The organism is Actinomadura sp. 7K534 (genome assembly GCF_004348575.1).
Classification (GTDB): Bacteria; Actinomycetota; Actinomycetes; order Streptosporangiales; family Streptosporangiaceae; genus Spirillospora; species Spirillospora livida.
Genome location: NZ_SMKB01000027.1, coordinates 1 through 12,954 on the forward strand (window position 1 = coordinate 1; position 12,954 = coordinate 12,954).

General features: G+C 73.3%; 10 protein-coding genes. 6 read left to right on the plus strand and 4 right to left on the minus strand.

Annotated features, from left to right (window positions below; genetic code table 11):
- Positions 1-18: 18 nt before the first annotated feature.
- The gene (locus E1266_RS08440; protein WP_132045509.1) at positions 19-1,260 is read right to left on the minus strand and encodes an arginine deiminase; all 1,242 of its coding nucleotides are present in this window, start codon (positions 1,258-1,260) and stop codon (positions 19-21) included.
- A 231-nt stretch (positions 1,261-1,491) separates the two neighbouring features.
- Between E1266_RS08440 and E1266_RS08445 the strand changes: the two genes are divergently transcribed.
- The 5 genes from E1266_RS08445 to polX all read left to right on the plus strand — a co-directional run bounded on the left by E1266_RS08445 (position 1,492) and on the right by polX (position 6,861).
- On the plus strand, positions 1,492-2,418 hold the full coding sequence (locus E1266_RS08445) for an ABC transporter ATP-binding protein (RefSeq protein ID WP_132045511.1): 927 nt from the start codon (positions 1,492-1,494) through the stop codon (positions 2,416-2,418).
- 80 nt (positions 2,419-2,498) lie between these two features.
- A complete protein-coding gene (locus E1266_RS08450) occupies positions 2,499-3,215 on the plus strand; it encodes an ABC transporter permease (protein ID WP_132045587.1) in 717 nt (238 codons plus the stop codon).
- Positions 3,216-3,218: 3 nt separating this feature from the next.
- Positions 3,219-4,157, plus strand: coding sequence for an EamA family transporter (locus E1266_RS08455; RefSeq protein ID WP_132045513.1), 939 nt, complete (start codon positions 3,219-3,221; stop codon positions 4,155-4,157).
- 88 nt (positions 4,158-4,245) lie between these two features.
- Positions 4,246-5,082: a proteasome subunit beta gene (gene prcB / locus E1266_RS08460; RefSeq protein ID WP_132045515.1), complete on the plus strand. Its 837-nt coding sequence runs from the start codon at positions 4,246-4,248 to the stop codon at positions 5,080-5,082.
- Positions 5,083-5,142: 60 nt separating this feature from the next.
- Positions 5,143-6,861 carry a DNA polymerase/3'-5' exonuclease PolX gene (gene polX / locus E1266_RS08465; protein ID WP_132045517.1) on the plus strand — a complete coding sequence of 573 codons (1,719 nt, stop codon included), beginning with the start codon at positions 5,143-5,145 and terminating at the stop codon, positions 6,859-6,861.
- 39 nt (positions 6,862-6,900) lie between these two features.
- On the opposite strand, the gene E1266_RS08470 is transcribed toward polX, so the two are convergent.
- The 3 genes from E1266_RS08470 to E1266_RS08480 form a co-directional block, all read right to left on the minus strand.
- On the minus strand, positions 6,901-7,908 hold the full coding sequence (locus E1266_RS08470) for a COX15/CtaA family protein (protein ID WP_243718295.1): 1,008 nt from the start codon (positions 7,906-7,908) through the stop codon (positions 6,901-6,903).
- A gap of 48 nt (positions 7,909-7,956) precedes the next feature.
- Positions 7,957-9,192 (minus strand): PrsW family intramembrane metalloprotease, encoded by a 1,236-nt coding sequence (locus E1266_RS08475; protein WP_132045519.1) that lies wholly within the window; start codon positions 9,190-9,192, stop codon positions 7,957-7,959.
- Positions 9,193-9,287: 95 nt separating this feature from the next.
- Positions 9,288-10,211, minus strand: coding sequence for a heme o synthase (locus E1266_RS08480; RefSeq protein ID WP_132045591.1), 924 nt, complete (start codon positions 10,209-10,211; stop codon positions 9,288-9,290).
- 691 nt (positions 10,212-10,902) lie between these two features.
- On the opposite strand from E1266_RS08480, the gene tkt reads away from it, so the two are divergent.
- On the plus strand, positions 10,903-12,954 hold the full coding sequence (gene tkt / locus E1266_RS08490; protein ID WP_243718301.1) for a transketolase: 2,052 nt from the start codon (positions 10,903-10,905) through the stop codon (positions 12,952-12,954).

Here is a 12,954-nt window from a genome sequence, read left to right on the forward strand (position 1 = left end):
CCTCCCGGGGCGGTGCCCTCAGGCGTCCCGTTCGATCGGGCAGGTCATGCAGCGCGGTCCGCCGCGTCCCCGCCCCAGCTCGCTGCCGCGGATCGTGATGACGTCGATCCCGTTCGCGGTCAGGTGGTTGTTGCTCGTCGCGTTGCGCTCGTAGGCGACGACCACGCCCGGCGCCAGGGCCAGCACGTTGTTGCCGTCGTCCCACTGCTCGCGCTCGGCGGCGAACACGTCCTGCGTGGGGGTGAGGACCTTCACGTCGTCGACGCCGAGGGCGGCGGCGATCGCCTTGTACATGTCCTCCGGGGGGTGGTCGGTGATCTTCAGTTCCTTCTCGGTGTCGCCGGGCTCGACGGTGTGGGACGGCAGGAGCCCCAGGCCCGCGTAGGTGGTGAACACGCCGTGGTCGACCATCGTCATCACGGTGTCCAGATGCATGAACGCCCGTTTCTGCGGCATCCGGAGCGCGACGATCCGGGAGCAGGAGCCGGCGGCGAACAGCGACTGCGCGAGCATCTCGACCGCCTGCGGCTGCGTCCGCTCGCTCATCCCGACCAGGACCGCGCCGTTGCCGATGACCAGGACGTCGCCGCCTTCCAGCGTCGCCGGGGCCATCCGGGTACCGCGGTTCCACACGTGGTAGCCGCCCGCCTCGGGGGCGTCGTAGCCGCCCGCGAACATCGGGTGCCAGCGGTAGACGGCCTCCATGTTCACCGTCTCGCGCATCCGCGCCTTCTTGCGCATGGCGTTGATGGAGACGCCGTCGTAGATCCAGCAGGACGGGTCGCGGGTGAACAGGTGGTTGGGCAGCGGCGGGAGGATGAACCCGTCCGGCCCGATCGAGTGGAACGCGATGGACGCCGGCGCCTGCATCCGCTCCAGCATCTCGCGCTTGGTGATCCCGCCGACGAGGTACGACGACAGCTCGTCCAGATCCATCGCGTCGAAGCAGTTGCGGATGGCGTCGGTCGCCAGGGGCCCGTAGAAGTGCGGGTCGACGACCGCGTCGAGGATGTGCTTGCGCGCCTCGGGGATCTCGACCGTCTCCCTGAGCAGGTCGATCAGCAGGTACGTCCGCACGCCCTCGGAGCGCAGGACGTCCTCGAACTCCTCGTGCTCCTCCACGGCCCGCCGCACCCACAGCACGTCGTCGAACAGCAGGCCGGCGGCGTTGGACGGGGTGAGGCGCTTCAGCGACAGCTCCGGCCGGTGCAGCAGGACGCCCCGCAGCCGCCCGACCTCCGAATCGACGTGAAACGGCATCCCCACCTCCTCGGCGCGGCCGCGGTGCCGCGAAGCCCCGGCTCGGCGCGGACCACCGGCGACAGGCGGTGACCTCCCCCGGCCCGCGCGAACGAAACTGCCGCGTACCGCGCCGTGTGCGGCGGACCGGCGCGGCCGGGCCCGGTACCGGGCGGCTTTACCCGATCTTCACGCGGCGCACCGGCGGGACCCCGAACGAACCGGTCAGGCCCCAGATCTAAACTCGTCGGCATGACACCCCCCGGAGGCGGCGCCGTCGAGCTGGACTCGCTCGTCAAGCGCTACGGCGCGGTCACGGCCGTGGACGGCCTGTCGCTCAGCGCCGCCCGGGGCGCCGTCACCGCGCTGCTCGGCCCCAACGGCGCCGGCAAGACCACCACGATCGAGATCTGCGAGGGGTTCCGGCGGGCCGACTCGGGCACCGTCCGCGTCCTCGGCCTCGACCCGGCCGCGGACGGGCGGGCGTTGAAGCCGAAGGTGGGCGTGATGCCGCAGTCGGGGGGCGTGCCGGCGACGGCCCGCGCCGGGGAGTTCCTCGACCTCGTCGCCTCGTTCCACGCGGCGCCGCTCGACCCGCGCGCCCTGCTGGAGCGGCTCGGCCTGTCCGGGCACGCCCGCACCCCGTTCCGCCGCATGTCGGGCGGGCAGCAGCAGCGGCTCTCGCTGGCCGTCGCCGTGGTCGGGCGGCCCGAGCTCGTCTTCCTGGACGAGCCCACCACCGGGCTCGACCCGCAGGCCAGGCGCTCGACCTGGGAGCTCATCGGGGAGCTCCGGGCCGCCGGGGTGTCGGTCGTCCTCACCACGCACAACATGGAGGAGGCCGAGCGCCTCTCCGACCGCGTCGTCATCGTCGACCACGGCAAGGTCGTCGCCGAGGGCGCGCCCGAGGAGCTGACCGGCGCTGAGCGGCAGCTGCGCTTCCGCGCCCGGCCCGGCCTCGGCCTGGAGGAGCTGCTGTCGGCGCTGCCCGCCGGGTGCGCCGCGAAGGAGTCGCCCGCGGGGCACTACCTGATCGAGGCGGACGTCCGCCCCGAGCTGCTGGCCACCGTCACCGCCTGGTGCGCCTCGCACGGCGTCATGACGGAGGATCTGCGCATCGAGCGCCGCACGCTGGAGGACGTCTTCCTGGAGCTGACCGGACGGGAGCTGCGCCCGTGACCACCCCGCACGAGGCCGCCCCCCCGAAGGCGGCGCCGCTGGACCTCACCCCGGCACCCGCCGCCGTGCCGCTGCCGCGGATGATCCTGGCGCAGACGCGCTACGAGCTGCGCACGATGCTCCGCAACGGCGAGCAGCTTCTGCTGACGCTGATCATCCCCGTGGTGCTGCTCGTCCTGTTCGGCGCCACGTCCCTGCTCGACCTCGGCGACGGGCCACGCGTCGACTTCCTCACCCCCGGCATCCTCGCCCTCGCGGTGATGTCGACCGCGTTCACCGGGCAGGCCATCGGCACCGGCTTCGAGCGGCGCTACGGCGTGCTCAAGCGGCTCGGCGCGACGCCGCTGCCGCGTGCCGGGCTCATCGCCGCCAAGACCCTCACCGTGGTCGCGGTCGAGGCGCTGCAGGCCGCAGTGATCTGCGCGGTGGCGCTGGCGCTCGGCTGGGAGCCGCACGGCGACCCCTTCTCGGTGGTCGTCCTGCTGCTGCTCGGCACGGCCGCGTTCAGCGGGTTCGGGCTGCTCATGGCCGGGACGCTGCGCGCGGAGGCGACCCTCGCCGGCGCGAACCTCGTCTACGTCCTGCTGCTGGCGGTCGGCGGGGTCGTCTTCCCGCTGGACGAGTTCCCGGCCCCGGTCCGGGACGCTCTGGAGCTGCTGCCGATCTCCGCGCTGGCCGAGGGGTTGCGCGACGTCCTGCGCGACGGCGCGGCGCTCCCGGCCGGCCCCGTGCTCGTCCTCGCGGTCTGGGCGGTCGCGGGGCTCGCGCTCGCGGCCCGGTTCTTCCGGTGGGAGTAGCCGATGGCGCTCGCTGATACGCCCGAGCCGCTCGGCGGGGCGTCCGCCCCGTCGTGGCGCGCCCGGATCCTGTCGCTGGGCTCGGTGCCGCCGCCCGCGCTGGTCGTGCTCGGCATCATCTCCGTCCAAGTCGGCGCCGGGCTCGCCAAGCACCTGTTCGACCGGCTGCCGCCGAGCGCCGTCGTGTCGATGCGGCTGCTGACGTCCGCGATCGTGCTGGGCTTCCTGGCGCGCAAGGCGCTCCGGACGGTGCTGCGCGACCACTCCAGGTCCAGCCTCGCCATCGCGGCGTGCTTCGGGCTGGCGCTCGCGCTGATGAACGTGTCCATCTACCAGTCGTTCGCGCGGATCCCGCTCGGCGCGGCGGTCACGATCGAGTTCCTCGGACCGCTCACGGTGGCCATCGTGGCGTCGCGGCGCCCGCGGGACGCGCTGTGGGTCGTGCTGGCGGGGGCGGGCGTCGTGCTGCTGGCCAGAGGCGGCACCGAGGGCCTGGACCCCGTCGGCGTCGCGTTCGCGCTGCTGGCCGGGGTGTGCTGGGCCGCCTACATCCTGCTCACCGCCGCCACCGGCAAGCGGTTCTCCGGGACCACCGGCCTCGCGTTCGCCAGCATCGTCGGGACGGCGGTCGTGCTGCCCGCGGGGGCGGCGTCCGCCGGGGCCGCCATGCTGGACCCCGAGCTGCTGCTGATCGGCGTGGGCGTCGGCCTGCTGTCGTCGGTCATCCCGTACTCGCTGGAGCTGGAGGCGCTGCGGCGCATGCCCGCCCGCGTGTTCGGGATCCTGATGAGCCTGGAGCCCGCGGCCGCCGCGCTGGTGGGGATGCTCCTGCTCGGCGAGTTCCTCACCTTCCGCCAGTGGGTCGCCGTCTGCTGCGTCGTCGCCGCCTGCGTGGGCGTGACCCGCGGGCAGCGGAATCCGCCGGAGGCCCCGGAGGCCTAGCGGTGGCGTGTGAGTGGCAGGTCTGTGTGGCAGCGTGGAAGGATCGGACCGCGAGATCGTCAGCACGACGGAACGGAGAGGAGCCGCCGTGATCGGTCGGAGCCAGGACCAGGGGATACCGCCCGAGTTCTTCGAGGCGGGGCCCGCGTCGTTCGTGGACCTCCTGCGCCTCCACTCCCCGGAGCTGCTGCCCGTCAACCGGGTGCCGGAGGGGGACGTCCCCGAGCTGCCGCACGGCACCACCGTCCTGGCGCTGACGTTCCCGGGCGGCGTCATGATGGCCGGCGACCGGCGCGCCACCCAGGGCAACCGCATCGCTTACCGCGACCTGGACAAGGTGCAGCGCGGCGACGAGTACTCCGCGGTCGCGTTCGCCGGGACGGTCGGGCTCGCGCTGGAGATGGTCCGGCTGTTCCAGGTGGAGCTGGAGCACTACGAGAAGATGGAGACGGTCCCGCTGTCGCTTCCGGGCAAGGCCCGCCGCCTCGGCGCCGTCGTCCAGGCCAACCTCGCCCAGGCGCTGCAGGGGCTCGCGGTCGTCCCGCTGTTCGCCGGGTACGACCCCGACGCCGGCGAAGGCCGGATCTACACCTACGACATCACCGGCGCCCCGCAGGAGGCCCGCGACTTCCACGCGGACGGCTCCGGCTCCCCCTACGCGACGGGCGCGCTGAAGAAGCTCTACCGGCGCGACCTCTCCGAGGAGGACGCCGCGACCGTCTGCGTGCACGCCCTCTACGACGCGGCCGACGACGACTCCGCCACCGGCGGACCCGATCAGTCAAGGCGCATCTACCCGACGATCGCGGTGGTGACCGCCGACGGCTACCGGCGGCTGGCCCAGGACGAGGTGTCCGCGATCGCCGACGAGGTGCTGCGCGGCCGGATGGACAATCCGGGCGGCCCGCTCGCGCCGCTGCGCTGACCTCCGGGGCGGGGCCCGGCGGGCACGGGAAACGTCGGTGCCGGCTCCTAGACTCGGGGCATGGCACGCGCGAACGACGAGGCCGCTGACCTCATCCAGGAACTGGCCGACCTCCTCTCGATCACCGGGGGCGACGCCTTCAAGATCAGGGCGTACGAGAAGGCCGCGCGGGCCATCGCCGGGCATCCCGACGACATCTCCGGCCTCGACCTGGCCGGCCTGCGCAAGATCCCCACGGTGGGCGAGGCGATCGCCAAGAAGGTGCTCGACTACACCACCACCGGCACCATCCGGCAGGTGGAGGAGCTGCGCACCCAGATCCCGGCCGGGGTCAGGGCGCTGACGGCCATCCCGACCCTCGGCCCGAAGAAGGCCCTCGCCCTCTACGAGGAGCTGGGAGTCTCCTCGGTGGACGAGCTGTCCATCGCGATCCGCGAGGGCCGCCTGCGCGGCCTCAAGGGCTTCGGCCCGAAGACGGAGGAGAACATCCTCCACGGCATCGAGCTGCTGCGCAGCTCCGGCGAGCGGGTGCTCGTCGACGCCGCCGCCAGTGTGGCCGACGAGATGGTCGCGGCGCTGTCCGCGCTGCCGGAGGTGGAGCGCTGCGAGCACGCGGGCTCCCTGCGCCGGATGCGGGAGACGATCGGCGACGTGGACGTCCTCGCGGCGTCCCGCGACCCGCGGCCGGTCATGGCGGCGTTCACCGCGCTGCCGCTCGTCGCCGAGATCATCGCCGGCGGCGAGAAGAAGACCTCGATCCGCACCGCCAAGGGCCTCCAGGTCGACCTGCGCGTCGTCCCGCCCGAGTCGTGGGGCGCCGCGCTGCAGTACTTCACCGGGTCGCAGGCGCACAACATCCGCACCCGGGAGATCGCCGTGAAGGCGGGCCTCAAGCTGTCGGAGTACGGGCTGTTCCACGCCGAGTCGAACGAGCTGATCGCGTCCGGGACCGAGGAGGAGGTCTACGAGCGGCTCGGCCTCCCCTGGATCCACCCGGCGCTCCGCGAGGACACCGGCGAGATCGAGGCGGCCCTGGCGGACGAGCTGCCCCGGCTGGTCACCGTCGAGGACCTGCGCGGCGACCTGCACAGCCACACCGACCTCACCGACGGCATCGCCTCCCTGGAGGACATGGTCGCCGCCGCGCACGCCCGCGGCCTGGAGTACTACGCGATCACCGACCACGCGCCGAACCTGTTCATGCAGCGGATGACGGACGAGAAGATGCTCGCCCAGCGGCAGAGGGTCGCCGAACTGCAGGCCGAGTACCCCGGCATGACGCTGCTCCACGGCACCGAGCTGAACATCGACCCGGACGGCGGTGTCGACTGGGACGCCGACTTCCTGTCCGGCTTCGACATCTGCGTCGCCTCGGTCCACTCGCACTTCACCCAGGACCGGGACGCCATGACCCGGCGCCTCGTCCGCGCCTGCGAGAACCCGCACGTCCACGTGATCGGCCACCCGACCGCCCGCAGCATCGGCCGCCGCTCGCCCGTCGACGCCGACTGGGACGAGGTGTTCCGCTGCGCGGCCCGCACCGGCACCGCCATGGAGGTCGACTCGTTCCCCGACCGGCTGGACCTGCCCGCCGACCTGATCCGCCGCGCCAAGCGGTACGGGGTGAGGTTCTCCGTCGACACCGACGCCCACTCCGTCGGGCACCACCGCAACATCCGCTACGGCGTCGGCACCGCGCAGCGCGGCTGGCTGACGCCCGACGACGTCGTCAACACCTGGCCGCTGGACCGCCTCCGCGCCTTCCTCCGGAAGACCTGACCCGGCACCGGCGAGAGTTCGACTCGCTCCCCGGGCCCGTTACGCGGGCTGAGGGCTCTCGCTCTTGCTCTGGGCGGAGGGCGCCTCGGCGGCGGGCGGCGCGGCGGTGGGGACCTCACCGCGGTCGCGGAGGGCGAAGAACAGGCGGATGGCCGCGATCCACATCAGCACCGACCCGAGCATGTGCAGCAGCACCAGGCCCTCGGGGACGCCGAGGAAGTACTGGACGTAGCCCACGACGCCCTGGAAGACGATGAGCGCGGCCAGCTCGTGCGCGCGGCGGCGGGCGGCCGCAGGGGCGCCCGTCCGGTACAGGGCGATGATGACGAGCACGGTCAGGGCGGTGGTCACCCAGGCCAGCGTGCTGTGGACGCGGGCGACGTCGGTGATGTCGAAGCCGTACCGGCGGGAGTCGGCGTCCCCCGCGTGGGGGCCGGTACCGGTGACGACGGTCCCGGCGACGAGGACGGCGGCGCACGACACCAGGAGCGCGGCGGTGAGGCGGCGCGTCCACGGGCCCGCGAGCGGCCGGGGCGGGGCGTCGCCCTCGCCGGCGCGGATCCACAGGGCCACGCAGAAGACCAGCAGCGCGGGCGACACGAGGAAGTGCAGGGACACGGCCGTCGGGTGCAGCTTCGTCAGCACCACGATCCCGCCGATGACCGCCTGCGCGACGACGCTCATCGGCTGCGCCAGCGCCCACCAGACGAGCTCCCGGCGGCGGGGCCGCAGCCGCAGCGCCGCGATGAACACCAGCAGCCCGGCGGCCAGCACGACGAAGGTCACCAGCCGGTTGCCGAACTCGATCGACATGTTCAGCACGTGGTGCTCGGGGTTGTGCGTGGGGACGAGGCTGTCGCCGGAGCACCGCGGCCAGTCGGGGCAGCCGAGCCCGGACTTGGTGACGCGGACGGCGCCGCCGCTGACGACGATCAGCACGTTGCCGATGACGCCGAGCAGCGCGATCAGGCGCAGCGACCCGGGGGTCGGGCGCCACACGGCGTTCCACATCCGGGACGGGAGGTTCGACGACGATCGCTCTGCCACGGCACCAATCGTATGGCCGGGTCCGGGTGGCCGTGATCCGGCCCCCGGTCACCTCCCGTGCGGGCCGGGAGGATCCGGTGGCCGGGGCGGCAGGAACCCGGACCGGCCCTGCCCGGCCCACGGCGGGACCCCGGCCCGCCGCGCCCTGGCGCCCGCCTGGGTGCGCAGGAACGCCTGCCGCGACAGGCCCATCAGGCTGAGCAGCGCGTCGCGGCGGGTGACGAACCAGTTCGGGTCGGCGACGCCGCGGTCGGCGCGCTTGTGCAGCAGCACCAGCTCCGTCGCCGCGAGCTGGTAGTCCGCCATGGCCTGCCCGGCCGCCGGACCGCCGACGAGGCGGGCCCAGCGGCGGGCGGCGCGGCGCGCCGGGAGGGAGCGCAGCATCCGGATGTCCTGCTGCGTCACCAGCCCCGTCGCGGCGTACGTCGGCAGGTAGGTCTCGATGCGGCGCACGGTGCTCCGGCGCTCGATGAAGACGATGGCGACCAGGGCGACCAGGATGCAGAAGTCCAGCGCGTAGACGACGGCGAGGCCGCCGAGCCCGCCGAGCGTGGCCGCGCCGTTCCACAGACCGTGCAGGACGATCGCGCCCAGCAGCCCGGCGAGCGGCGCGACGAGCTGGCCGCGCCGGTGCGTGGCGGCGTAGGCGACGCCGAGGCCGGTCATCGCGGTGAACAGCGGATGGCTCAGCGGCATGATCAGGCCGCGCAGGATGAACACGGCCCCGAGCTGCTCCGTGCCGCCCTCCTCGTACGCCCGCATGTAGTAGGTGATGTTCTCCATCATCGCGAAGCCGAGGCCGACCATGGCGGCGTAGACGATCCCGTCGGCGAAGCCGTCGATCTCGTTGCGGCGGACCCAGAGCATGACGAACAGGGCGGCGCCCTTCAGCGTCTCCTCGATGACGGGCGCGCCGAACGTGGCGCTGACGAAGTGGCCCTCGCTCTCACCGAAGATCGGGACGGTGACGTACAGCAGCCCGGCGGTGTTGAGCACGAGCGCGCCGAGCACGGCGACGCCCGCGCCCCACATGAACGAGAACGCCAGGGCGCGGGGCGGTTCGGGCTCCAGCCGGTCCAGCGTGAGGGCGAGCGCGATCAGCATCGGGATCGGGACGATCGCGAGCAGCGCGCCGACCCAGAATCCCGGCCCCCCGTAGAGGGCGGTGATGCCGAGCGCGATCGCGGCGCACAGCCCCGACACGGTCATGCCGACGATGAGGGCGACCGGGGGCCTGCCCGGGATCCGCCCCTCCAGCACCGCCTTGGGGTCCACACGCGCCATGCCGCGAAGCGTAACGGCCGGTAGCGCGAAGTGCTAAGCCGCCGCCGGCGGGATGATCACCTTACGTGCGGTGCCGCCGTCCGGGCGCGCCGCCGTCAGAACAGCAGCGGGTCGACGGCCACCGCGGTGAAGAGCAGCGCCAGGTAGACGTTGGAGAGGTGGAAGAACCGCATCGGCCGGAGATGGACGCCGGTCACCCCGGCGCGCACGGCCCTCAGCAGCCGGTGCCCCTCGGCGACGAAGACCATGCCGAGGACGACCGCGACGGCGCCGTAGACCGGGCCCATGCCCGCGACCGGCCACAGCAGCAGCGAGCAGGCCACGGTCGCGTACGTGTAGACGAGGCTCTCGGTGACGACGCGCCGCTCCCCGGCGACGACCGGCAGCATCGGGACCTTGGCGACCGCGTAGTCCTCGCGGTAGCGCATCGCGAGCGTCCACGTGTGCGGCGGCGTCCACAGGAACACGACGCCGAACAGGACGAGCGGGGTCCAGGCGAGCCCGCCGGTGACCGCGGCCCAGCCGATGAGGACGGGCATGCACCCGGCGATGCCGCCCCACACCACGTTCTGCGACGTGCGCCGCTTGAGCAGCAGCGAGTAGACGAAGACGTAGAACAGGATCGCGAACAGCGACCCGGCCGCGGCGACCGGGTTGACGGCGAGCAGGAACCCCGCCGTGGACAGCACCGCCAGCGTGATCCCGAAGACCAGCGCGCGGGCGGGGGTGACCTGGTGGCGGGCCAGCGGGCGCCGCCGGGTGCGGCGCATCTTGGCGTCGATGTCGCGGTCGATGTAGCAGTTGATCGCGTTGGCGGCGCCGGCGGACATGGTCCCGAACGCCAGCGTCAGCAGCACCGTGGACAGCGGGGGCACTCCCCCGGCCGCCAGGAACATCACCGGGATGGTGGTGATCAGGAGCAGCTCGATGACGCGCGGCTTGGTCAGCGCGACATAGGCCCGCACGCTCGCGCCGATCGTCCTGGGAGGAGCGTCCGCCTGCGCCGCGGGCACCGGCACGAGGGCCGCCGGCGGCGCCCCCGGACCCTCGCCGCCGAGGTCTCCGAGGTCGTCGAGCTCGGCCTCGACCCCGCGCTTGTTACTGAGCACCGTCACAATCGGGTCCACGTTGGCTAGGAATGAGAAATCGCGTACCACCTCGGCGGCGCCCCCGCGTTCCGGGCCGGCCTCGGCGTGGTGCAACTTCGGCTTGCGTCATGCTGCCGCGGCCGTGTCGTCAACCGCGCAATCACTGTAGTCCGACCCCTCCCGGAGCCGTGCACCGGGTCACCGGATCACCCGCTGGATCACCCGTCCGGGGGGTTAGTCCCGAATGCCTACGGGCAAGGGTGCATGAGCGGCACGGCCCCCGCCGGCCGGGACCCCCCTGGCCGGGCCGCGGCGGCCGGACGCGCGGCCCCGGCGGTCGCGTTTCGCGCCAGCCTGCGGCGGCCCTCCCCCGCGATAGGCTCGCTGCGGGCGCGGCGCGGCCTCGCCGGCCGCGGAAAGCGCCGCCGAGCGGCGGCGGGAGACAGGGCCGCGCCGCGGGCGGGCGCGGCGGACGATGTGCCGCGCGCCGGGCGCGCGGCACCACAGATTGTTCAGTACTACCGGTTCGAGAGGAGCCTGGCGTTCCGTGAGCAGGGACAACAGCACGTTTGAGTGGTCCGACCAGGATCGGCGGGCGGTGGACGTCGTCCGCGCGCTCGCCATGGACGCGGTCGAGGAAGCCGGCTCCGGGCACCCAGGAACGGCGATGAGCCTCGCGCCCGCCGCCTACCTTCTGTTCCAGCGGTTCCTGCGGCACGACCCGACGGACCCGCACTGGCCGGGCCGGGACAGGTTCGTGCTCTCCTGCGGGCACTCCAGCCTGACCCTCTACATCCAGCTCTACCTGTCGGGCTACCCGATGACGCTGGACGACCTGAAGGCGCTGCGCAAGTGGGGCAGCCTCACCCCCGGCCACCCCGAGCACGGGCACACGGCAGGCGTGGAGACGACCACGGGCCCGCTCGGGCAGGGCCTCGCGAACGCGGTCGGCATGGCGATGGCGGCCCGCCGCGAGCGCGGCCTGTTCGACCCCGACGCGCCGGAGGGCGAGTCCCCCTTCGACCACAACGTCTGGGTGTTCGCCTCCGACGGCGACGTCCAGGAGGGCATCAGCCACGAGGCGAGCGCGCTGGCGGGCCACCAGAAGCTCGGCAACCTGGTCGTGCTCTACGACGACAACCACATCTCCATCGAGGACGACACCGCGATCGCGCTGTCGGAGGACGTCCAGACCCGCTACGCCGCCTACGGCTGGGACGTCCACCGCGTCGACTGGACGGAGAACGGCGACTACGAGGAGAACGTCGCCGCGCTGGCCGAGGCGTACGCGGCGGCGCGGGCCGAGACGTCCCGCCCGTCGTTCATCGCGCTGCGGACGATCATCGGCTGGCCGGCGCCGAACAAGAAGAACACCGGCAAGATCCACGGCTCCGCGCTCGGCGCGGACGAGGTGGCCGCGACCAAGCGAATCCTCGGCATGGACCCGGCCGAGTCGTTCCACGTGCCGGAGGACGTCCTGGACCACGCCCGCGCGGTGACCGAGCGCGGCCGCGCCGACCACGCCTCGTGGAACGGCTCGTTCGACACGTGGCGCGAGGCGAACCCCGAGCGGGCGGCCGAGTACGACCGGATCGCGGCCCGCGAGCTGCCGTCCGGCTGGGAGGACGCGCTGCCCGAGTTCGAGGCGGGCTCCGACGTCGCGACCCGCAAGGCGTCCGGTGACGTCCTCGCGGCGCTGGCGCCGGTGCTGCCCGAGCTGTGGGGCGGCTCGGCGGACCTGGCCGACAGCAACAACACGACGATGAAGGGCGAGCCGTCGTTCGTCCCCGAGGAATTCCAGACCAAGGAGTTCCCCGGCCACCGCTACGGCCGCACGCTGCACTTCGGCGTCCGCGAGCACGCGATGGGCGCGATCTGCAACGGCATCGCCCTGCACGGCGGCACCCGCCCGTACGGCGGCACGTTCCTGGTCTTCAGCGACTACATGCGCCCGGCCGTCCGGCTGGCGGCGCTGATGAAGCTGCCGGTCACGTTCGTGTGGACGCACGACTCGATCGGCCTCGGCGAGGACGGCCCGACGCACCAGCCGGTCGAGCACCTGTGGTCGCTGCGCGCGATCCCCGGGCTGGACGTCGTCCGGCCGGCGGACGCCAACGAGACCGCGGTCGCCTGGCGGACCATCCTGCGGCACACCGACCGCCCGGCCGGCCTGGCGCTGACCCGGCAGAAGCTGCCGACGCTGGAGCGCGGCGGCGAACTGGCGTCCGCGGAGGGCGTCGCCAAGGGCGGCTACGTGCTGGCGGACGCCGACGGCGGCCGGCCCGACGTGATCCTCATCGCGACCGGCAGCGAGGTCGCGCTCGCCCTGGAGGCGCGGACGGCGCTGCAGGCCGAGGGCACGCCGACCCGCGTGGTGTCGATGCCGTGCGTCGAGTGGTTCGAGGAGCAGTCCGACGCCTACCGGCAGGAGGTCCTGCCGCCCGGCGTGCACGCCCGCGTGTCGGTGGAGGCCGGGATCGCCCTCGGCTGGCGCACCTACGTCGGCGACAGCGGGGAGTCGGTCAGCCTGGAGCACTTCGGCGCGTCCGCCGACTACAAGACGCTGTTCCTGCAGTTCGGCATCACCGCCGAGCGGGTCGTCGCGGCGGCGAAGGCCAGCCTGATCAAGGCCGGGGTCCGGCACGCCGGGCGCGGCGAGACCACCGGCAACTGA

Bases quoted from the DNA above. Each gene is read 5' to 3' on its own strand.
- tkt (WP_243718301.1), top strand. From the start codon at position 10,903: ATGGACGCGGTCGAGGAAGCCGGCTCCGGGCACCCAGGAACGGCGATG.
- E1266_RS08450 (WP_132045587.1), top strand. From the start codon at position 2,499: ATGATCCTGGCGCAGACGCGCTACGAGCTGCGCACGATGCTCCGCAAC.
- E1266_RS08475 (WP_132045519.1), bottom strand. From the start codon at position 9,192: ATGGCGCGTGTGGACCCCAAGGCGGTGCTGGAGGGGCGGATCCCGGGC.
- E1266_RS08445 (WP_132045511.1), top strand. From the start codon at position 1,492: ATGACACCCCCCGGAGGCGGCGCCGTCGAGCTGGACTCGCTCGTCAAG.
- E1266_RS08455 (WP_132045513.1), top strand. From the start codon at position 3,219: ATGGCGCTCGCTGATACGCCCGAGCCGCTCGGCGGGGCGTCCGCCCCG.
- E1266_RS08440 (WP_132045509.1), bottom strand. From the start codon at position 1,260: ATGCCGTTTCACGTCGATTCGGAGGTCGGGCGGCTGCGGGGCGTCCTG.
- polX (WP_132045517.1), top strand. From the start codon at position 5,143: ATGGCACGCGCGAACGACGAGGCCGCTGACCTCATCCAGGAACTGGCC.